The organism is Lentzea sp. NPDC092896 (assembly GCF_044754905.1).
Lineage (GTDB): Bacteria > Actinomycetota > Actinomycetes > Mycobacteriales > Pseudonocardiaceae > Lentzea.
This window is the reverse complement of sequence record NZ_JBIVPX010000001.1, coordinates 2,299,214-2,318,466: the sequence shown is the minus strand read 5'-3', so window position 1 is coordinate 2,318,466 and position 19,253 is coordinate 2,299,214. Positions and strand designations below refer to the sequence as shown.

General features: G+C 70.9%; 21 protein-coding genes. 4 read left to right on the top strand and 17 right to left on the bottom strand.

Translation table 11 applies throughout. The annotated features are described in order from the left end of the window. Nucleotides 1-2: 2 nt before the first annotated feature. The 13 genes from ACIQF0_RS10275 to ACIQF0_RS10215 form a co-directional block, all read right to left on the bottom strand. The gene (locus ACIQF0_RS10275; RefSeq protein WP_401026996.1) at nucleotides 3-974 is read right to left on the bottom strand and encodes an ABC transporter permease subunit; all 972 of its coding nucleotides are present in this window, start codon (nucleotides 972-974) and stop codon (nucleotides 3-5) included. Beyond that, entirely contained in the window at nucleotides 971-1,870 is a 900-nt protein-coding gene (locus tag ACIQF0_RS10270; protein ID WP_401026993.1) for an ABC transporter ATP-binding protein, read from the bottom strand. The genes ACIQF0_RS10275 and ACIQF0_RS10270 overlap by 4 nt, the downstream gene beginning before the upstream one ends. Next, nucleotides 1,867-2,262: a GntR family transcriptional regulator gene (locus tag ACIQF0_RS10265; protein ID WP_363855237.1), complete on the bottom strand. Its 396-nt coding sequence runs from the start codon at nucleotides 2,260-2,262 to the stop codon at nucleotides 1,867-1,869. Before ACIQF0_RS10265 ends, ACIQF0_RS10270 begins: the two co-directional genes overlap by 4 nt. 48 nt (nucleotides 2,263-2,310) lie before the next feature. Next, entirely contained in the window at nucleotides 2,311-2,601 is a 291-nt protein-coding gene (locus tag ACIQF0_RS10260; RefSeq protein ID WP_401026990.1) for a DUF3040 domain-containing protein, read from the bottom strand. A gap of 36 nt (nucleotides 2,602-2,637) precedes the next feature. Further along, a complete protein-coding gene (locus ACIQF0_RS10255; protein ID WP_401026987.1) occupies nucleotides 2,638-3,108 on the bottom strand; it encodes a GreA/GreB family elongation factor in 471 nt (156 codons plus the stop codon). Between the two features lie 123 nt (nucleotides 3,109-3,231). Next, nucleotides 3,232-3,393, bottom strand: a complete 162-nt coding sequence (locus ACIQF0_RS10250) for a hypothetical protein (protein ID WP_401026984.1) — start codon at nucleotides 3,391-3,393, stop codon at nucleotides 3,232-3,234. 7 nt (nucleotides 3,394-3,400) lie between these two features. Then, nucleotides 3,401-4,654: an NAD(P)/FAD-dependent oxidoreductase gene (locus tag ACIQF0_RS10245; protein ID WP_401026982.1), complete on the bottom strand. Its 1,254-nt coding sequence runs from the start codon at nucleotides 4,652-4,654 to the stop codon at nucleotides 3,401-3,403. 84 nt (nucleotides 4,655-4,738) lie between these two features. Next, nucleotides 4,739-6,286: a PucR family transcriptional regulator gene (locus ACIQF0_RS10240; protein WP_401026981.1), complete on the bottom strand. Its 1,548-nt coding sequence runs from the start codon at nucleotides 6,284-6,286 to the stop codon at nucleotides 4,739-4,741. Nucleotides 6,287-6,367: 81 nt separating this feature from the next. Next, nucleotides 6,368-7,936 carry an amidohydrolase family protein gene (locus ACIQF0_RS10235; RefSeq protein WP_401026978.1) on the bottom strand — a complete coding sequence of 523 codons (1,569 nt, stop codon included), beginning with the start codon at nucleotides 7,934-7,936 and terminating at the stop codon, nucleotides 6,368-6,370. Next, nucleotides 7,936-8,904 (bottom strand): amidohydrolase family protein, encoded by a 969-nt coding sequence (locus ACIQF0_RS10230; protein ID WP_401026975.1) that lies wholly within the window; start codon nucleotides 8,902-8,904, stop codon nucleotides 7,936-7,938. The genes ACIQF0_RS10235 and ACIQF0_RS10230 overlap by 1 nt, the downstream gene beginning before the upstream one ends. Next, a complete protein-coding gene (locus ACIQF0_RS10225) occupies nucleotides 8,901-10,349 on the bottom strand; it encodes a bifunctional 3-(3-hydroxy-phenyl)propionate/3-hydroxycinnamic acid hydroxylase (protein ID WP_401026973.1) in 1,449 nt (482 codons plus the stop codon). Before ACIQF0_RS10225 ends, ACIQF0_RS10230 begins: the two co-directional genes overlap by 4 nt. Further along, a complete protein-coding gene (locus tag ACIQF0_RS10220) occupies nucleotides 10,346-11,281 on the bottom strand; it encodes a fumarylacetoacetate hydrolase family protein (protein ID WP_401026970.1) in 936 nt (311 codons plus the stop codon). Before ACIQF0_RS10220 ends, ACIQF0_RS10225 begins: the two co-directional genes overlap by 4 nt. Beyond that, nucleotides 11,278-12,381 (bottom strand): VOC family protein, encoded by a 1,104-nt coding sequence (locus ACIQF0_RS10215; RefSeq protein ID WP_401026968.1) that lies wholly within the window; start codon nucleotides 12,379-12,381, stop codon nucleotides 11,278-11,280. The genes ACIQF0_RS10220 and ACIQF0_RS10215 overlap by 4 nt, the downstream gene beginning before the upstream one ends. 120 nt (nucleotides 12,382-12,501) lie before the next feature. On the opposite strand from ACIQF0_RS10215, the gene ACIQF0_RS10210 reads away from it, so the two are divergent. Next, nucleotides 12,502-13,143: a TetR/AcrR family transcriptional regulator gene (locus ACIQF0_RS10210; RefSeq protein WP_401026965.1), complete on the top strand. Its 642-nt coding sequence runs from the start codon at nucleotides 12,502-12,504 to the stop codon at nucleotides 13,141-13,143. Between the two features lie 43 nt (nucleotides 13,144-13,186). Further along, on the top strand, nucleotides 13,187-13,939 hold the full coding sequence (locus ACIQF0_RS10205; RefSeq protein WP_401026963.1) for an alpha/beta fold hydrolase: 753 nt from the start codon (nucleotides 13,187-13,189) through the stop codon (nucleotides 13,937-13,939). A 5-nt stretch (nucleotides 13,940-13,944) separates the two neighbouring features. Here the strand turns inward: ACIQF0_RS10205 and ACIQF0_RS10200 are convergent, their stop codons facing one another. Then, nucleotides 13,945-14,988 carry an epoxide hydrolase family protein gene (locus ACIQF0_RS10200; RefSeq protein WP_401026961.1) on the bottom strand — a complete coding sequence of 348 codons (1,044 nt, stop codon included), beginning with the start codon at nucleotides 14,986-14,988 and terminating at the stop codon, nucleotides 13,945-13,947. 38 nt (nucleotides 14,989-15,026) lie between these two features. Here ACIQF0_RS10200 and ACIQF0_RS10195 point away from each other — a divergent pair, with 38 nt between their 5' ends. After that, nucleotides 15,027-15,587: a TetR/AcrR family transcriptional regulator gene (locus ACIQF0_RS10195; protein ID WP_401026958.1), complete on the top strand. Its 561-nt coding sequence runs from the start codon at nucleotides 15,027-15,029 to the stop codon at nucleotides 15,585-15,587. Nucleotides 15,588-15,636: 49 nt separating this feature from the next. Here the strand turns inward: ACIQF0_RS10195 and ACIQF0_RS10190 are convergent, their stop codons facing one another. The 3 genes from ACIQF0_RS10190 to ACIQF0_RS10180 all read right to left on the bottom strand — a co-directional run bounded on the left by ACIQF0_RS10190 (nucleotide 15,637) and on the right by ACIQF0_RS10180 (nucleotide 18,296). Continuing rightward, nucleotides 15,637-16,197 carry a snapalysin family zinc-dependent metalloprotease gene (locus ACIQF0_RS10190; protein ID WP_401026957.1) on the bottom strand — a complete coding sequence of 187 codons (561 nt, stop codon included), beginning with the start codon at nucleotides 16,195-16,197 and terminating at the stop codon, nucleotides 15,637-15,639. A gap of 237 nt (nucleotides 16,198-16,434) precedes the next feature. After that, nucleotides 16,435-17,367, bottom strand: coding sequence for a DMT family transporter (locus ACIQF0_RS10185; RefSeq protein WP_401026955.1), 933 nt, complete (start codon nucleotides 17,365-17,367; stop codon nucleotides 16,435-16,437). Between the two features lie 218 nt (nucleotides 17,368-17,585). Continuing rightward, on the bottom strand, nucleotides 17,586-18,296 hold the full coding sequence (locus ACIQF0_RS10180) for an SDR family NAD(P)-dependent oxidoreductase (protein WP_401026953.1): 711 nt from the start codon (nucleotides 18,294-18,296) through the stop codon (nucleotides 17,586-17,588). Nucleotides 18,297-18,370: 74 nt separating this feature from the next. On the opposite strand from ACIQF0_RS10180, the gene ACIQF0_RS10175 reads away from it, so the two are divergent. After that, nucleotides 18,371-19,240, top strand: coding sequence for a helix-turn-helix transcriptional regulator (locus ACIQF0_RS10175; protein WP_401026952.1), 870 nt, complete (start codon nucleotides 18,371-18,373; stop codon nucleotides 19,238-19,240). Nucleotides 19,241-19,253 lie beyond the last annotated feature (13 nt).

Here is a 19,253-nt window from a genome sequence, read left to right as displayed (position 1 = left end):
CACTAGATGATGCGGCGCCGCACCCGCCACACCACCACACCGATCAGGACGGCCGCGACGGCGGCGAACAGGGCCGTCTCGATGAGCTGGAACGTCCAGAACCGGTCGGCGGGGTGGTAGACGTCGAACTGCTGGACGCCCCGCGCGTGCAGGAACTGGTTGAGGTTGGTGCCGGCCTGGTCGGCGGCGCCCTCCAGTTCGTAGTACTCGGTCGAGCTCAGCCTGCGCCCGGTGGCGTCCGCGTAGCCGTGTTCGATCGTCCAGTCGGCGAAGCCGGGCAGGTGCCCGGCCTGGTCCTTCGAACCGCCGACGGGGACCGGTTCCGTGCTGGTGAGCGGGGTGGCGTAGGCGGGTCGGGCCACCAGCGCCACCGCCATCCGGGCGGCGAGGAACGCCCCGAACGCGACGCCGAACGCGGGCAGGCTGCGCCGCAGGATCGCCCCGGCCGCGGTGGCGACGCCGAACGCGAACAGCGCGTACGCCACCGGAACAAGCCCCTGCAGGTCGAAGGCGTCGTACTGGAACCGCCCCTCCCACGCGTCGAACGGCTCGCGGAACCAGGTGAGCACCGCGGTGAACACGCCGGTGAGCGCGACGGTGACACCGGCCAGCACCACGAGCTTGGCCGCCAGCCAGCGCATCCGAGGCACGGCCTGCGTCCAGGCGAGCTGCCAGGTGCCGTCCTCCAGTTCGCGCGCGAGCAGCGGCGCGCCGAGGAACGCGCCGATGACGACGGGGACCAGGTAGAAGGCCGCCAGGAGGTTCTCGACGTACCCGTACTCGTCGTCGAGCCGGCGGAAGGAGGCCGTGCAGGCGTCGCTGATGCGGGCGTCTCCCGCGCACAGGGCGGGACCGCCGGGGAACAGGTCGTGGGCCTGCGACCCGAGTACCAGCAGGGCGACGCCGAACAAGCCGACGAGCAGACCCAGGACGCAGACCTCGGCCCGGTGCTGGCGCCAGATCAACCACGTCATGCCGTCACCTCCGACGTGTCCGCGGTGCTCGGCTCGGACGGCCGGCGCAGGTACGCCAGCACCAGGTCCTCCAGCGCGACCGGCTGGGCCTGCCACCCCGGCGCGGCCGGGAGCGCGCCGTCACGCACCAGCAGGGTCGTGTGCCGGTCGCTGTGGACGGCCTCCACGACGGCGCCGGCCCGGTCGAGGCCGGTGGCCGTGCGCGGGCCGACGAGCAGCCGGTGCTCGGCGAGGAGGGTGTCGATGTCACCGGTGAGCGTGACCCGGCCGTTGTTGAGCACGATCAGGTGGTCGCAGACGCGCTCCAGCTCGTGCACGACGTGGGAGGAGAACAGGACGGTCACCCCGCCTTCGGCCACCGCGCCCATGAGGACCTGCAGGAACTCGTGCCGGGCCAACGGGTCGAGGCTGGCGACCGGCTCGTCGAGGACGAGCAGGTCCGGCCGCTTCGCCAGGGCCAGAGCCAGCGCGACCTGGGCCTGCTGCCCGCCCGAGAGCGTGCCGGCCCTGCGGTCGAGCGGGATGCCCAGCTTCGCCAGCCTGCGCTCGGCCAGCCCCTGGTCGAACCTCAGGTTGCAGGCCCGGCCGAAGCGGAGCATCTCGGCGACGGTGAAGCGCTTGTACAGCGGGTGGTCCTGGGCCAGGAACCCGACCCGGGACAGGGTGTGCGGGGTGCTGGCGGTGACGTCGTGGCCGAGGACCTCCACCGTGCCGGTGCTCGGGGCCAGCAACCCGACGGCCAGGCGCAGCAGCGTGGTCTTGCCCGCGCCGTTCGGCCCGACCAGGGCGATCACGCCGCCCGCCGGCAGGGCCAGGGTGCAGTCGCGCAGCGCCCAGCCCTTCCGGTACCGCTTGCCCACACCGTCGGTGCGCAGCGCGAACTCGGTCGCCGTCACGCCACGCCCTCGTTCCTCGTCTGCTGGTGCACGGAGGTGAAGAGCGCGTTGACCGCCTGCTCGTCGAGGCCGGCCGCGTAGGCGCGGCGCAACCAGGTCGCCAGGCCGCGGTGCAACGACGTGTAGGTCGACGCCGACATCGCGGCCGACTGCTGTTCGTCGACGAACGTGCCCTGACCGGGCCGGCCGGTGACCAGGTTCTCCTGCTCCATCTGCCGGTACGCCTTGGCGACGGTGTTCGGATTGATCGCCAGGTCCTCGACCACCTCGCGGATCAGCGGGAGGCGGTCACCGGGCTGGAGGAAGCCCAGCAGCACCGCCTGGCGGACCTGCTGGACGAGTTGCAGGTACGGCGGCACGCCGGAATGGGTGTCGAGCCGGAAGACGAACACGGTAGCCCCTTACTGCTTTACTAGTACCATAGTAAAGCAGTAAGGGGATCAGTCAGACGCCCGGCTCCGGTGGATTCCGGATCGGGTCCGGCGCTGCCACCTTCCCCAGGCCCACCCGGCGACCAGCGCACAGGCCAGCGCACCTGTCAGGTGCCCGAGCGCCATCGCGACGACGCTCAGCAGCGCGGCGACGACCAGCAGAGCCCCGGACGCGCGGCGGTGGCGATCGCGCGAGGCGTGCAACCGCGCGCCCTCCAGGGTTTCAGCGAGTTTCGGGTCCTCGTCACTGAGGTTGCGCTCGATCTCGCACAAGGTCTCGCGTTCACGGTCACTGAGCACGGCACACCTCCTGCCACGGCTCGCAACGTGCCGGTGTCACCGGATCTCCCCTTCACGCGCCTGCCCGTAGGGCACCGCGTTCAGCAGGGTGACGCGGACCGTGGCGCCGCTGGGGGTCTGGTAGGCGCGCTGCTCTCCTTGGCGGGCACCGTTCACGGCCGCTCCCAGTGGGGAGTCCGGCGAGTAGACCTCGATCGTGCCGTGTTCCGCGCCGCGTGCGCCCAGCAGGAACGTCTCGGTCTCGCCCGTGTCGTCGAAGCTGACGGCGAGCACCATGCCGGGTTCGGCGATGCCGTCGTCCGGAGGGTCCTCGCCCACGATCGCGTTGATGAGGAGGTCCTTGATCTGGTGGATGCGCGCCTCCCGATCCCGCTGGGACAGGAAGTCCGACTCGCCGGACTCCTCGCCCAGGCGAGTGCGCATCGGCGAAAGCAGGGTCATCAGTTCGTTGCGGAGCCGGTGGTGCGCCTGCGGGCTCAGCCACACGCGTGGGGTCGTACTCGTCATGTCATGCCTCCGTGGCAGGAATAAGTGCCGTCAGGGCGGCCTGGGGGGAGGTACCGCCCTGACGGCGGGGCGTCCGCGTGGGCCGGGTTCGTCGACCCGCGACCCGCACGGACAGGAAAGGGGTCAGTGGTGGTGGCGGCGCAACGCCTCGAAGTCGTGGGCGTAACCGGTGGCCACGCCCAGGAGGATGTCGCGCTGGACGCGGAGGAAGTCGTTCTCCTTGCGCAGCCACGCCAGTTCGGCTCGCTCACCGTCGGTCAGCGGGTCGGTGTGCTCGGGTTCCACGGGGCGGTCACCTGAGCGGGTCGAACTCGCGCAGGGCGGCGGGCTGTTTGCCGGTGGTGATCTGCTCAGCCAGCAACCGTCCGGTGATCGGACCCTGCGCCAGGCCCCACATGCCGTGCCCGCCCGCGACGTAGACGCCCGGCGAACGGGTCGCACCGATGAGCGCGCGACCGTCCGGGGTGACCGGACGCGGGCCCACCCACACGTCGGTGCGGTCCTCCCACCACACTCCGTCCAGCAACGGCCGGACGGAGGCGATGATCGCGTCCACCCGCGCCTCGTCCAGCGGCGCGTCCGGCTCGCGGAACTCCATGGTGCCCGCGACGCGAAGACCGTCCTGGTAAGGCGTGCACGCCACGCGCACCTCCGGCAGGTAGACCGGGCCGTGCACCGGCTTCCGCGTCGGCACGGTGAACGAGTACCCGCGGCCCGCCTGGACCGGCGTGCGGACGCCGGCTCGTGCGGCGAGCTTCGGGAGCCAGGCACCGGTGGCCAGTACAGCCACGTCCGCGGAGACGGTGTCGCCGTCCTTCGCTCGCACGGTGACACCGGCGTTGTCCGCCCGGATGTCTGCCACCTCCAGAGAACGGATCGTGGCACCACGGGCGACCACGGCACGTCCCAGCGCCTGCACGAAGCCGCCGGGGTCGACGAAGCGCTGCCCGTCGACGCGCACACCGGCGGCGAGCGCGGCCGACGCCAGCGGGACCTGTTCCCTCAGGTCCGCTGTGGACAGTGCGGCGTGGTCGACCGGTTGTCCCGCCGCAGCAAGCCGTTCCAGCTCTCGCAACAGACCTGCCGCCTGTGCGGGAGAGGTGAAGACCGCGGTGATCGGGGCGTCGATCGTGGGCGCTTCGACGCCGTTCGCGGTCAGCACGTCGTAGGCTTCGATGCTCTCCTCGTTGAGGGGCAGGTTCGCCTTCACGGCCCTGGTCCACGACGGCCACCGGCAGTGGGCACCGAAGCGCGCCAGGAACGTCCAGAGCTTCGGGTCCGCCGTCAGCGGGATGTGCAGCGGTGCGTCCGGGTTGAACAGGGATCGCAGCCCGTAGCGCAGCACCGCCGGTTCGTTCAGCGGGATCGCCAGTCCGGGTGCGATCCACCCGGCGTTGCCCCAGGACGCGCCGGCCGCGACTCCGGTCCGGTCGACGACGGTCACCTCGACGCCGCGCTCCTGCAGGAACCACGCCGTCGACAGGCCCACGACACCCGCACCGACCACCACCGCTGAGCGCGGACCACCGTCAAGGCGCTCGTCCATCCCGACCTCCTGTCATCGCTTGTCCCGACTCCAGGATGCTGCGCACAGGGGGCGAACCGGTTGTCCACTTTCTACAATCGCTGCTCAGCGATTGTCGGTTTCCGACACCGTCGCCGCGAGGTCGATCAGCATCGCGACCCGCTTGGCGGCGTCGTCCAGCCCGAGGTTCGTCACCTCGCCCATCTTGCGCAGCCGGTTGCGCACGGTGTTGCCGTGCACGCCGAGCCGTTCACCGGCCACCGCCAGATCGCCCTGCGCCTCCAGCCAGGCGCGCAACGTCGCGACGTGGTCGGTGCCGTGTTCGCTGTCGTGCCTGCGCAGGTCCGCCACGGGACCGCGGGCCGACGCCCGGCCGACCCGTGCCGCGGTGCGCAGACGCTGAAGCAGGATCTCGTCCCACGACTCGTCGTAGGCGGGCGGAGCCGTGTCCCCGGCGCGCATCTCGTGCAGTGCCAGGCATTCGTCCGCCTCCTGCCGGCCGGCGGGCAGGTCCGCGGGCTCAGCGACCGCGCTGATTCCCGCCGACGTAATGACGTTCTCGGGTAGCGCGGCCCTCAACGCCGCCAGCCACTCCCTCGCCGCGGCGACCTTCTCGCCCGGCAGAATCGTGTAGACGCTGTTGCCCGCCAACGTGCTTCGTCCCGGCCGCGACCAGCCGAACCCGGTGGTCGCCTGCTCGAACGCCAGCAACACGGCCGCGTGCCGCTCGTCCCCGACGTGCGCGCGCACCGCGACCACCCTGGCCGGTCCGGGAGGCAGGCCGAGCTGGCTGATCACCGTCGCGGCGTCCGCCGTGCCCTCCAGCAGCCGGATCACCCACTCCGACTCCACCTGGCGTTCCAGATCGGCACTGGCCCGCAACCGCAGCAGGTGCAGCGCGACGATCCGGGCGCCGTCGGTCAACGCGGTGCGCCGAGCACCTTCCAGCGGAGCCGGGCAGGCCACCCAGATCGCCCCCAGCAACTCCCTGCCCACCCTGACCGCGACCACCATCCGCCCGGTCAGTCCGCGCGCGGGCTCCCCGGCTGCGAAGAGCGGCTCATCGGACCCGAGCAGGTGCGTCCGCACCCCCGCCGCGTCGAACAACTCGCGCACCCACGCGGGCACCTGCCGGCCCATGATGGTCTCCAGGCGTGCCGCGTCGACCTCCTGCTGCGGGCCGGAGTAGGCCAGCACGCGCGACAGCTGGTCCTCGATCGTCACCGCGCCACCAGTGGCCGCGGCGAGGCTGTCGGCCAGCGCGAACAGGTCGGTGGGACCGCGTCCCGACTCGGTCTCCCTGCCTTCGAGCACCAGGCCGTAGACGACCCCCGCCAGCTGGCTCCACGACAGGGCCGGATCAGCCAGCATCACCGCGACCCCCTCGGACTCCCCCACCGCGACGGCGTCCGCCAGGAACTCCTCGCCGCCTCGGACGAGCACCACGACGGACCGCGCCGACACCGCCGCGCGCACAGCCTCGGCCACGGACCCGGCACCGACGGCGAGGTACACGTCGCCGACCTCGGCACGGTCGTCCGCGGCATCGCGCAGCACGACTCCACGCAGTTCCGCCGATCGAGGCACCGGGCAGCAACACAACCGGACCCCGTACCCGCCCAGAACGTTGACCAGCCGGTCCAGCCTCACCATGCGAAAACTCCCTGTCCCACTGCTGACGTCACCGTAGAGGCAGGGACCGCGGGGAGCACCTCCGGCCGCTGACCCGCGAACTCACGGCGCTGCCGCGAGGAGTTGCTCGACGACCGAGTCGATCTGCTGCCGGGGCAGGAAGTGACCGGCCCGGACCACGGCGGCGATCGACGCGAAGTTCTTCACGTCCTCCAGCGGATCGGAGTCGAGGAGCAGGAAGTCGGCGTCCATGCCGGCGGCGACGGCGCCCATCCGGTCGGTGCGGCCGAGGTAGGCGGCAGGTTCCGTGGTGACGGTGCGCAGGACGTCGAGCGGGCGCAGGCCGGCCGCGGCGAGCTCGCGGAACTCGGTGTGCAGGTCCGCCGGGTTCGTGCCCGGTCCGTCCGTTCCGGTCAGGATCGGCACTCCCGCGTCGTGCAGGCGCTTCACCATGCGCAGGGACATGTCGTAGTACTGGCGGTAGGTGGCGCGGGTGTCGGCGGGCAGCGCGGTGAACCGCGCCCGCACCTCCCGGAAGTCGCTGACCGTCCTGGCGGGCAACATCTTCATCCACGGGTGGTCGTCGTACTCGGGATGGTCGGCCAGGTACTGCGTGCGGAGCCGGACCAGGGTCGGCGTCTGCCAGGTGGAGCTCTCCGCGAAGTGCCGCACCATCTCCCGCGCGGCCGTTTCGCTGAAGGAGTCCAACGCGCGCCGCATCAGGCCGACCGACTCCGGCGAGTTGGACATCGCGGGGTTGATCAGCATCTTCGCGGTCATGTTCGTGACGACGTCGGTGGAGAAGAGCCATCCGGCGAACGGCAGGTTCGCGAACCAGCCCGGCACCGGACCGGTGAGATCCTGTTGCCCGCGCAGGGTTTCCTCTTGGGACGACGACTCGATCCACAGGCAACTGCCGGTGCCCAGGTGTTCCATGGAGTCGTAGCCCGCCCGCGCGGCCTCGCTCGGGCTGACCGAGGGTGGAAGGTGCCCGGCGATCTTCAGTCCTTGCCGATGGGCCCATTCGACCGCCTCGAAGAAGACGTCGCGGTCCACGGAGATCAGCTTGACGAAGTCCGCGCCGAGATCCTTCTGGCGGGTGATCTCCTCGCGGACCTCCTCGACCGAGCCGGCGTTCCACGGCATCAGGAGATCGCCGGGCATGCCGAGCAGGCCTGGTGCGTGCAGGCCCAGCGGCAGGCGGCCCTCCGCCCGGTAGCGCAACAGGTCGTCGTCGCCGGCCATCTGACGCATGCCGGTGGTGCCCTCGGCGAGCATCGTGGCCAGGAACAGGCTCGCGCGTTCTTCCTGGAGCACGTGGGTGTGCATGTTGTTGTATCCGGGGACCACGAACCGATCCGCGCCGGCGATGGTCCAGATGTCCTTGGCGGCCGGTGTGTCCTTCGTGGCCGACACCGAGGCGATCCTGCCGTCGCGGACGACGACCGTCATCCCTGGGCTCCTGCTGCCGTCCCGGGGATCGACGACGGTGACCTGGTCGATCCGCAACGGCGCGGTGCGCGGCAGGGACGTGACCGGCGGGTCCCTCCTCGTCAGGTTCTTCACGACCGGCACTCCCACCGCCGCGACCACCCCGGCGCCGACCACGCCGAGCCCCACGCGTTTGAGCACGGTGCGGCGCGTCGGCCCGGTCTCGTCCTTCGCGATCATCAGGGCTCCTCGACGTCCGTGGCGAGGCGCGGGAACAACGCTGCGCCCGGTGAGTTCGGTCCCGGGCTGAGCAACGCCTCGTGCAGGGCCGGTGCCTGCCGCAACCCTTCGGCCAGTCCCGCGACCAGAGGTGCGGGCGTGAAGGGGAAGTCGCTGCCGTAGAGCAGCCGGTCCGGCCCGACCACGGCGAGCAGGCCGTCCAGTGCCACCGGTAGCGGAACGCCCGCCAGGTCGTAGTAGAGCCTGCCGAGAGCGCTGAGGACGTCGACGGGATCTCCGGTGAGGAAGGACATTCCTGCCGCGCGGTGGGCCAGGACCGGCAGCACCGCCCCGGCGTGCGGGACGATCCAGCGGATGTGCGGGTAGCGGTCCAGCGTGCCGCTCAGCACGAGGTCGAGGACGCAGCGGGTGGTGTCGAACAGGAACTCGACCATCGGACGCGGCCTGCCCAGCGCGGTGCGTTCCCAGCCCGGCGGCGAGGTCGGGTGCAGTGTCACCACGGCGGCGCGGGCGTCCAGTTCCGCGAGCACCGGGCCGAACGCCGGATCGGTCAGGTAGCGGCCGTTCTGGTTGGTGTGCAACGTGATCGCGTCGGCGCCGAGCTCGTCGAAGGCCCGCGCCAGTTCGGCGAGCGCGCCGTCGACGTCGGGCAGTGGCAGCGTGGCGGCCAGCCCGAACCGGCTCGGTCGCCGCGCGACCACCTGCGCGCCTTCGTCGTTGACGTGGCGCGCCAGGTCGCGCGCGGCCTGGTTCCTGGTGAGCGAGTCGCCGGCGAAGTGCACGCCCGGCGACGACACCGAGAGCACCGCGGCGGCCACGCCGGTCATGGCCATGACCTCGACGGCGGCGTCGGCACTCCAGTCGGGCAACGCGGGCATGCCGTCGGGCATGGCGTGTCCCGCCGCACGGCACCGCTCCGCGTAGTGCGGGGTGAGGTAGTGGGCGTGGACGTCGAGCCAGCCGGTCATGCGGGTGTTCCCCTCTCGGTGCAGGTCCGTGCGGCCGCGCAGATCACCCGGTCAGGGCGCACCAGGACGGCTCTGACGCGAGCCCCGGTCAGCCACTCCCCCAGCACGCTGTACCGCTCGACGGGCACGACGGTGAGTCCGTGCGGATGTCGCGCTATCGGATCCATGGTCAGCAATGCGAAGCCGTCGCCGAGCGTGTCGTCGAACCATTGGCCGTCTCCGGCGGGCGGCTGCGGGCAGAGGCGTCCGACCAACGGCGAACCGCCCCGGCGCAGGCGCAGCCTCGGTGATTCAGCAGAGAGCGCGAAGCGATCGACGCCCGGAAGCCGGGACAGCCGGCGGACGATCTCGCGCCGCAGAACCGCCGTGCGGCCGCTACCGCCGGTCAGCGCCCAGCCCACGACGATCGCCTGGCGGATGAGTCGCACGGTGTGCGGTTCGCGTTCGGCCTGGTAGGTGTCCAGCAACTGGTCGGGGGCCTCGTCGCGCAGCACCAGAGCCAGCTTCCACACCAGGTTGTGCGCGTCCCGCAGTCCGGAACCGAGTCCCTGCCCCACGAACGGCGGCGTCTGGTGGGCGGCGTCGCCGAGCAGGAAGACCCGGCGCTCCCGCCAGCGTTCGGCGACCTTGGCCTGGAAGGTGTAGGTCGTGGTGCGCACCAGCTCCGCCTCGGCCAGGGCGTGGTCGCCGAACCAGGGCGAGAGCAGCCGCGCGACGCCCGCCGGTGTGGTGAGTTCCGCGATGTCGTCGGTGTCCAGAACGCGGAACTCCCACCGATAGCGGTCTCCCACCAGGTGCATGAACGTGGCCGCGCGGCGCGGATCGCACACCTGGTGCACGCCCTCCCACATCGGCAGCGGCTCCGGAGAGCGGACGTCCACGACGAGCCACGGTTCGGTGAAACCCAAGTCGCGCAAGCCGAAGTCGAGCGCGGCACGCACCGTGCTGCCCGCACCGTCGCAGCCGAGCACAGCGGCCGCCTGAACCTGGTACCGCCGCCCACCACGCTCATAGCTCACGACCGCGCCGGCAGGCAGATGAGCGACACCGGTCACCTCCGCACCCCGGCACGTCGTGATGTGCGGCGACTCCTCGGCCGCGGCGACGAGCAGCGCCTCCAGATCGGGCTGGTCGAACATCGACGCCCGGGGATGACCGGAGAACCCGATCGGATCGTCGCGGCGGAACTCCGCGAGGGTGCGCAGCCCGCCGTCGAGAAGTCGCAGTCCCGGCATGGGCCTGCTGATGCCGCGAAAGCCGTCAGCGACACCCGCCTCCTGCAGGATCCGCACCACCTCGCCGTCGAGGTGCACCGCGCGCGGCAACGGATACGGCTCCGGATGCCGTTCGAGCACCAGGCAGGTGACGCCACGCCGGGCCAGCAGCAGCGCGGCGGTCAGTCCCACCGGACCGGCCCCGACGACGACCACGTCGACCGTGGTCACCGATGCTCCACCCGACTGCGCTGCGCCCCCAGGTCGAGGGCGCCGTCGTCGGTGGCGATCGAGGCGGTGACCAGATCACCGTGCTGGAGGTACTGGTCGTTCTTGGCCTGTCCTTTGAGGAAGAGCTTCCACTTGACCGCGGGCGGCAGCAGCGCGGCGATCCGTTCGACCGGTTTCGGAGGCGCCTTCAGCGCCGTCCCGCCGGGAGTCCCGGTCAGCAGCAGGTCTCCTGGAGCGAGCTCCTGGAAACGGGAGAGCAAGGTCAGCGCCCGCGCCGGGTGCACGATCATGTCGGCGACCGTGCGGTCCTGGCGCACCTCGCCGTTGACCGACAGGCGCAGCCGCAGCCGTTCCAGGTGTGCGAACTCGTTGTCCTGCAACAACACCAGGCGCGGTCCGACCGGGGTGAACGTCGGGTACGACTTGCTCTCGTAGAACTGCCCCTTGGTCAGCTGGACGTCGCGGGCGCTGACGTCGTTGGCCACCACCAGCCCGGCCACGTACCGCGGCAGGCTCGCCTCGGTCACCGCCGTGCCGACCGGCAGTCGCGCGCCGAGCACCAGTCCGAGTTCGACCTCGTAGTCCAGCAGAGCGACGTGCGGCGGACGCACGATCGTGGCGGTGCTCCCCGCGATCGAGCCGGAGGCCTTGCGGAAGAACGTCGGCGGCACGGTGTCGGGGTCGAAGCCGGAATCCCTGGCGTGCGAACGGTAGTTGACCATCTGGGCGACCACCCGGCACGGCGCGGTGACCGGCGAGAGCAGGTCGAGTTCGGCCACGTCCACCGTCGGCTCGGTGGCGGCGTCCACGGCCGCGCGGTCGGCGAGCAGTTCGGCGGTGGTCTCGGCGGAGGTGGACACCTTCGCGGCGCGTCCCGTACCGGGCCGCTCGACCCACCAGCCGTCCGCCGTGCGCAGAACCGTTGTCGTCATCGGGACATCGCCTTCATCAGGGCCAGCAACCGGGCCGCCGTCAGTTCGGTGTCCTCGTCGCGCAACGCCGCGAACACCGCGCGCAGCTTCGCCGGCGACGGTGTGGTGCCGAGGAAGTCACGGGTGGCGGGTGGTCCCCACTGGGCCAGGCCGGAGGCCGACATCGGCGCCCAGCCCGGTTCGAGGGACGAGTCGAACACGTCCCCGTCGGCGAAGTGCTCGACCATCAACCGGTCCGGATCACGCCAGTAGTCGAACAGCTGACTGCCCTGAATGTGCCTGCCGATCCCCCACGACCGGCGGTAGCCGCGCTCTGCCAGGTACTCCCCGCCCGCGGCCAGTGCGTCCAGGTCGGTCACCTGGTAGGCGGAGTGCACGTAACCGAGTTCCGGACCGAGGTGCATCGCGAGCGTGTGGTGATCGGCCACCGTGTCGCCCCGGTCGCACCGCAGGAACGCCATCGTGGGACCGAGGTCGCGTTGCCCCGGCAGGAACAGGAAGTCGCTGACGATCATCCCGAGGGTGTCGAGGTACCAGTCCAGCGCCGCCAGGAAACGCGGCGTCTGCAGCACCACGTGCCCCAGCCGCTGGACCCTGGCCGGTTCCCGCGCCGGACGCTGCGTCGCGTTGACCCGCAGTGGCGATCCGCCGGTGTTGTGCCGCAACGGGATCTGGCCGGGCAGCAACGAACCGGCATCGGCTCCGTGCACCACGCTCACCGGAATGCCGCTGGGATCGACGAGGTCGACGATCCGTCCCGCTCCGAGCGGACGGACCCGGGTTCCCGCGTGCCGGGCGAGCCGGTCCAGGTCGGACGACTCCGCCGCCCGGAACACGGGACCGACGAACCGCGACCGCGGGCCACGCCGGATCACCACCGCGTCCGTGCCCGCGAGCGTGCCGCGCAACCGCAGCTCGTCAGGCGTGCGGGCCGACACGGAGAACCCGAAGTCCCTGGCGAACACCTCCGCCCGGTCCAGGTCCGGCTTCTCGAACACCAGCCACGCCAGGTCGAGCACCTTCACCACCGGGTTGCGGGCGCGCCCGGTGTGCTCACCGCGATGCGCGCCGTCCTGGCTGTGCAGGTCCCTGTGGACCATCGCCCACCCTCCTGACCGCTCGTTCGCTCACTACTGATGAAACTATCAATTACGGAGTCAGGGCACGTCAAGGGCTAATTGATGATTTCATCAGTACTGTCATGACGTAGGATCCCGGCCATGACCACCAGCCGCCCCGAGACCGGCAGCCGCCTCGACCGCCGCAAGGCGCAGACCCGGCGCAAGCTCCTCGACGCGGCACGGGCGATGCTCGCCGACGGCACCGCCCACCAGTCGAGCATCCAGGACATCACCGACGCCGCCGATGTCGGCTTCGGCTCGTTCTACAACCACTTCCCGACCAAGGGCGACCTGTTCACCGCGGCCGTCGAGGACGCGATGGAGGAGATGGGCGCGCGGCTCGACGAGCTGGGCAGCACCGTCGAGGACCCGGCCGCCGAGTTCGCCCAGTCGGTCCGCCTGGCCGGACGACTGGCGCTGCAGCGACCCCAGATCGCCCAGGTCATGGTGCGCCACGGCGTCGCCTACCTGGACTCCGGCCGCGGACTCGCGCCACGCGCGCTGCGCGACATCATCGCCGGCGTCGAAGCGGGACGTTTCCACGTCGACAACCCCAAACTCGCGATGTCCACAGTGGCCGGTGCCCTGCTGGCGGCGCTGCACCTCTCCTTGACCGACCCCGACTTCGACCATGGCACCGTGTACGACCAGCTCGCCGAACAACTCCTGCGCATGCTCGGCGTCAGTCCCGCCGAGGCACGCGAACTGGTCGCGCTGCCACTGCCCGTTCCCGAGGACTGACCGGGCCGTGCCAGGCCCCTGAGCGATCCCGGACAATGGCGACGTGAAGCTTCTGCCTGTCACCGCATCCGGCGCGCAAGTCGCCTACCTCGACGTCGGCGCGGCCGATGGCCGTGCGAACGTCTACCTCGGCGGCCTCGGACTGGCGAGCACCGTCTCGTTCGCGCCGGTCATCGGCCACCCGGCGCTCGCGGGCCGGGGCCGGCACGTGCTCGTCGACCTGGTGGGCAGCGGGTGGAGCGACCACGACGACGCCTTCAGCCACACCATCGACGAGCACGCATCCGTTGTCGCCGCGGCGATCGACGCGCTCGGGCTCCACACGATCACGCTCGTCGGGCACTCGCTAGGCGGTTCGATCGCGATCAGCCTGGCCGCCCAGCGCCCCGACCTGGTCGGTGGGCTGATCGTGGCCGAGCCGAACCTCGACCCGGGCGTCGGCACGATGTCAGCGCGGATCGCGAGCTTCGACGAGGACACCTTCGTCGCCCGCGGGATGCACGGAATCATCGCCCCGGACGACACCACGATGGACGCCCGGACGTTGCGCCGGTGGTCACCGCGCGGGCTGCACCGCACAGCGGTGTCCCTGCTGGCGGACAGGCCGGCCACGTTCCGCGCGCAACTGACCGCGATGTCCGCGCCCAAGCGCTACATCTCGGGCGAGCTGAGCGGCGAGGACCTCGATGCCTTGCGCGCGACCGGTTGTGACGTGCGTGTCGTGCCCAATGCCGCGCACATGATGATGGAGGACAACCTCGACGGATTCGTGAACCTGCTGACCGATCCGCTCTGAGGCAGTCAGAGGGGCTGACTGCCCAGTTCGATCGCGCGGCGCAGGTCCTGGACGTAGGCCGCGGGCTGTTCCCACGCCGCGAAGTGACCGCCGGCGGGATGTTCCACGTACTCGAGCACGTCGAAGAAGGCCTCGGCGTAGCTGCGCGGCTCCGGCTTGATGTCGCGCGGGAACACCGACAGCACAGTGGGAACCTCGATCCGGCCGGGCAGGCCGCCGCGTTCGGTGTAGGTGGAGAACGAGGTGCCGATCGTGCCGGTGACCCAGTAGGCGGTGATCCAGGTCAGCAGTTCGTCGTCGGTGAAGGCCGAGTCGTCCGACCACGACTCCAGCTTGTCGGCGAGCCACGCCGCCAAGCCCGCGGGCGAGTCACCGAGCGCCACGGCGAGCGTGTTCGGCCGGGTCGACTGAGCTGCGATGTACGCGCCTTCCGTGCGGAACCACTGTGCCGTGCGGTCGAGATAGGCGACCGCGTCGGGAGCGAGCCCGGCGGGGTCCGCGGTCAAAGCCCGCTGTGGAGCGACGTTCGTGAGGTGCAGGGCGGCCACGCGGTCCGGGTGTTCGGTCGCGAGGATCTCCGCCACGGTCCCGCCCACGTCGCCGCCGGACACCACGTACCTCTCGTGACCGAGCTCGGCCAGTCCGGCCGCGATCATTCCGGCGATCCGGCTCGCCGACATGCCCGCGGCGCCGAGCCTTGGCGCGAAGGGAAAGCCCGGCAACGCGGGCACCACCACGTGCACGTCGGTGAGCAACGGCAGGACTCGTTCGAACCGCAGCACGGAGTCCGGCCAGCCGTGCAACAGGACCACGACCGGGGCATCGGGATCCGCGGCACGCTGATGGATCACGCGCAGGTCGTTCTCCCCCACCGTCTCCCAGGGAAGCTCCCCGATCCGGCGTTCGTGAACGGCCCAGTCGTAACCGTTGGCCCACCGGTCGAGCAGCGCGTCGAGACGAGCACCGCCGAGGCCCCGCGCCGGATCGTCGTTCCAGGGCGTCGGCACACGTCGCGTCCGGCTGAGTCGCTCACGGATCTCGTCAGTCATGTGTACGACGATACACATCGATGTGTATGGTCGTACACATGACGCCGCGAGACGCCACCACGACCAAGGCACGAATCCTCGAGAACGCACGACGTGAATTCGCGCAGCACGGATACACAGCGGTCACGGTCAAAGGCGTCGCGGACGCGGCCGGCGTGTCACCGAACCTCATCACCCGCTACTTCGGCGGCAAGGACGGTCTGTTCCTCGCAGCGGCCCAGGTGGAGATCCCCGTCGAGAACTCGTTCGACGGCGACCGCTCAGGACTGGGCTCACGGCTGGCGGCGAACATCGTCCAGCGCTGGTTCGGCCAGCCGGAAGAAGACCCGTTGCTGGTGCTGCACCGCGCGTCCGGCGACCGCCCGGAGGCGGCGGAAGCGCTGGCCACCTTCCTCGACGTCCACTCGCTGCAGCCGCTGCGGAACTACCTGCGCGACAGCGGTTTGACCGACGCGGAGGCATTCAGCAGGGCGGCGGCCATCGACGCGTTCGTCCTCGGCGTGACGACCCGCCGTCGAGTCCTGCGCTCCGAACTCGGCGACCCCGCGGAACTCGAAGCCTGGATGGGCGCCACCATCCAACGTCTCGCCGACGGGTGACCGCGAGGCCTGGGTCCACAGGAGACCCAGGCCTCGCGGTCATGCGCTGTCAGGAGTGGACAGGGATCTGCTCGTAGATCACCTTCCACTCGTAGGTGCCGACGAACCCGTTGGCCCACAGGGAGTTCACCCTGGACACCTCGGCGGAGTTCGGCGTGGCGACCCGGCACGACGTGCCAGGACCGCCGCCCGACATCAGCTCCGAGCACGGGCCGCTGTAGTGGTCGGGCAGGCCGAGGGCGTGCCCGGTCTCGTGCGCGGTGATTCGGGTGACGTAGTACTGCTGCGCCTGCGAGTAGTCGATGAAGATGGTGCCGCTGCCGTGGCCGTTGGTGGAGGCGTACGAACCACGCGGGTCATTGCCCTCGCGGTAGCGCAACGTGGCCGCACTGCGGTTCTCCACCAGCTTCACGTTGGACACCCGCGCGTTCCAGTTCGCCGCGCCCTGCCGAATGGCACTCGCGAACGTAGGTGCGCTGCTGGTGTCGTAGTAGACGTTGACCGCCGCCGCGGTGATCGGGGCTTCACTGGCCGACGCCTGGGCGGCCAGGGGTGCGACGGCGGTCGTGGCCGCCGCGAGCGCGACGGACAGGACGAACTTCTTGAACATGGGTTCTCCTCGCTTGCAGGGTGCGAAGAATGGAACCTCCGGTTCCACCACCCAACGTAAGGAAGGCCGTCGCGGCCACTCACCCGCCATTGGCGTGAAGCGGTCCCACACTCTTGACGGTTGACGTTGCTCATTTACCGGACGAATGCGGTGAAGACGCGGAAAAGGGGGCGAATGGTCGTCACGCAGCGTCAGAGGCGTTTCCCCGTCGAGAAGTCCTTCCGCGCCAACGAGAAGCTACGCCGAACCGGAGCGCGCCCTGGTCGCGATCACCACGGCCGCGAAGGTGAGGCCGAGCGCGATCCACGTCGCGACGCCGATCCGATCCCCCACGACGAGATCGACTCCCGCTGCACCGAGCAGCTGCCCGGACACGCTCGCCAGGCCGAACACCAGCACGCCGGTGTGGGCGACGACAGCGGCCGCCACCACGATCAGGCTGATGCCGATCAGCCCGGCGCTGTAGAGCCACGGTTCGCGCGGGAACACCCCGGCCGGCAAGCCGCGCACCGCGACCTCGGCCAGGAACACCGCCGTCAGCGTCAGCACCGCCACCACGAAGTTGAGCAACGTGGCCGCCATGACGGAACCGGCCGCGCCGACCCTGCCGTTGACCGCTGTCTGCCAGGCGAGCGCGGCACCGGCGACCAGCGGCAGGACGATCAGGACCGTTCCTTGCGCGTCCAGCCGTCCACCACCGGCGATCGCGACAGCCGCGACGCACACCGCGGCGGCGCCGAGCCGGGCCCTGGTGACCGGGTGGTGGCCGCTGGGCCCGAGTCCCCACCGGTCGACCAGCAGGCTGCCGGTCGTGTTGCCCGCGACCACTGCCACGGTGAACACCGCGACGCCGAGCGAACCGACGCTCAGTCCTTGGCTGGCCACGAAGAACGCGCCGCACATGCCGCCCAGTCCGTGCCACCAGCGCAGTGTTCCCGTCCGGAACGCCGCCTGGACCTCCCCGAGCGCACGACGTCCGGCGGGCAGCGAGGGAATGACCACGGCGAGAATGACCAGGCCGATCGCCGTGGTGATGAGCGGAGCGGCGATCCCGTCGTGAACGCGGGCGCCGAGTTCTCCGTTGAGCCGCGCCTGGACGGCGCCTCCGGTGCTGACCACCACCGCGACCACCACTGCGGCCGTACGTGCTGGACTGTCGACATCGATCACTTGACGAGAGCGAACCACACTCCCGCCGCGCGGTCATCAGGATTGTCGAACAGCCCACAACGGGCGCCGCGGTCCCGGACACTCACCGCAGGGCAAGAGCCGCCCCATCCTCCACAGTGGACAGCAGCTGCCACGGTCCAGCCGTCGTTCGGCCCGCGGTCGACGCAGTTCGGCAGGACGAGTTCTTGACGGCACGAAAGCAACAGCCTGCGAGGCCGTCACCAGGGCACGGTCGTGCCGTCCCAGGAGAAGAACCCTCCGGTGGGACCGTCATCGGGCAGCAGGGCGAGACGAACGGCCCCCGCCGCGGCCTCGGCCGGGTCACCACCGGACGCGGCGGCCCGGGGGTTGAGGTCGGTGGCCCGCAGGCCGGGGGCGAGCGCGTTGACCTTGAAGCCCTCGTCGGCCAGCGTCTGGGCGTAGAAGACCGTGAGGGCGTTGAGCGCGGCCTTGGACGCGCGGTAGGCCGCCGCGCCGCCGTTGCCGTGGGGGAACTGGGGGTTGGGGTTCGTGCTCCAGGTCAGCGACGAGGTGCCGCTGGAGACGTTGACGACGCGCGGGTGCCCGGAGCGGCGCAGGGCGGGCAGGAAGGCGTTGGTCACCGCCACGACCCCGGCCACGTTGGTCTCGAAGGTGCGCCGGAGGTCGTCGAGGACGGTCTCGGCGGGGGTGGCGAGGGAGGTGCCGATCCCGGCGTTGTTGACCAGCACGTCGAGGTGGTCCACCCGAGCCGCGGCCTGGGCGATGCTGCCGGGATCCGTCACGTCGAGGACGAGGAGGCGGGCCGCGGGTCCGAGTTCGTCGACGGTCCGCTGCCCGCGCTCCGGGTCGCGCGATCCCACGTGGACGGTGAAGCCCTCGGCGACGAGCAGGCGGGCGACGTGCTTGCCGATGCCCTTGTTGGCGCCGGTGACCAGAGCGGTGTTCATGCCGACCATCACAACCCGATCGCGGACGGCCTGCCAGGGATAACCTGTACCAGGCAGTGAGGTGCGGAGGTGTCATGGCGCGGCAGGAACTGGCCCGCTTCCTGCGGGAACGCCGGGCGGCGCTGCGCCCGCACGAGGTCGGGCTGACCCCGGCGGGCACCGACCGGCGGACACCGGGACTGCGGCGCGAGGAGGTCGCGGACCTCGCCCACATGTCCGCCGACTACTACACGCGGCTGGAGCAGGCGAGAGGCCCGCGCCCGTCGGCCAGGATCCTGGACTCGCTGTCCGACGCCCTGTTGCTCACCCCCGCCGAACGCAGTCACCTGTTCGGCCTCGCGGGGTCGAGCGTGCCGCCCGCTCAGAGAGCCGTGCACGGGGTCCGTCCGCACGTGGCGCGCATGCTGGAGCGGTTGCCGGGAACCGGTGCCATCGTCACCGACGCGTCGTACGGCGTCGTCGCCTGGAACCCGCTGGCCGAGGTGCTGCTCGGCGACCTCAGCGGCGGGAGTGCGAACCTGGCCCGACGGCGCTTCCTCGGTCAGCCACCGGCGTACGAGAGCTCCAGCGCCGAGGAGTTCGGGCACGTCGTCGTCGCCCGGCTCAGGCGGGCCGCCGACCGCTACCCGCACGACCCGCGGCTGACGGCACTGCTGGCCGACCTGCACGCGGGCAGCGAGGAGTTCCGGCACATCTGGCAGACACGTCCGGTGCACGCCCCCGGCCACCGCACCAAGACCATCCAGCACCCGGAGGCCGGCGCGCTGCGGTTGAACTGCGACGTTCTCCTCGTGCCGGAAGACGACCAGGAGGTCGTGCTGATCACGGCCGACGCCGGGTCGCCCTCCGCACGAGCCCTGGACCGGCTGGCGGTCGGACAGCCGGCTGAACCGGGGTTTGAGTGCTCGTCCGGGTGGGTAGTCGGTCAACACCAGACGGGTTGAGGCCACAGCTCGG

What these genes read in the sequence shown, in the direction of transcription:
- ACIQF0_RS10230 (WP_401026975.1), bottom strand. Translation starts at nt 8,904, where the DNA reads ATGACCGGCTGGCTCGACGTCCACGCCCACTACCTCACCCCGCACTAC.
- ACIQF0_RS10190 (WP_401026957.1), bottom strand. Translation starts at nt 16,197, where the DNA reads ATGTTCAAGAAGTTCGTCCTGTCCGTCGCGCTCGCGGCGGCCACGACC.
- ACIQF0_RS10255 (WP_401026987.1), bottom strand. Translation starts at nt 3,108, where the DNA reads ATGACGAGTACGACCCCACGCGTGTGGCTGAGCCCGCAGGCGCACCAC.
- ACIQF0_RS10215 (WP_401026968.1), bottom strand. Translation starts at nt 12,381, where the DNA reads ATGGTCCACAGGGACCTGCACAGCCAGGACGGCGCGCATCGCGGTGAG.
- ACIQF0_RS10275 (WP_401026996.1), bottom strand. Translation starts at nt 974, where the DNA reads ATGACGTGGTTGATCTGGCGCCAGCACCGGGCCGAGGTCTGCGTCCTG.
- ACIQF0_RS10245 (WP_401026982.1), bottom strand. Translation starts at nt 4,654, where the DNA reads ATGGACGAGCGCCTTGACGGTGGTCCGCGCTCAGCGGTGGTGGTCGGT.
- ACIQF0_RS10220 (WP_401026970.1), bottom strand. Translation starts at nt 11,281, where the DNA reads ATGACGACAACGGTTCTGCGCACGGCGGACGGCTGGTGGGTCGAGCGG.
- ACIQF0_RS10175 (WP_401026952.1), top strand. Translation starts at nt 18,371, where the DNA reads ATGGCGCGGCAGGAACTGGCCCGCTTCCTGCGGGAACGCCGGGCGGCG.
- ACIQF0_RS10240 (WP_401026981.1), bottom strand. Translation starts at nt 6,286, where the DNA reads ATGGTGAGGCTGGACCGGCTGGTCAACGTTCTGGGCGGGTACGGGGTC.
- ACIQF0_RS10235 (WP_401026978.1), bottom strand. Translation starts at nt 7,936, where the DNA reads ATGATCGCGAAGGACGAGACCGGGCCGACGCGCCGCACCGTGCTCAAA.
- ACIQF0_RS10210 (WP_401026965.1), top strand. Translation starts at nt 12,502, where the DNA reads ATGACCACCAGCCGCCCCGAGACCGGCAGCCGCCTCGACCGCCGCAAG.
- ACIQF0_RS10180 (WP_401026953.1), bottom strand. Translation starts at nt 18,296, where the DNA reads ATGAACACCGCTCTGGTCACCGGCGCCAACAAGGGCATCGGCAAGCAC.
- ACIQF0_RS10195 (WP_401026958.1), top strand. Translation starts at nt 15,027, where the DNA reads ATGACGCCGCGAGACGCCACCACGACCAAGGCACGAATCCTCGAGAAC.
- ACIQF0_RS10200 (WP_401026961.1), bottom strand. Translation starts at nt 14,988, where the DNA reads ATGACTGACGAGATCCGTGAGCGACTCAGCCGGACGCGACGTGTGCCG.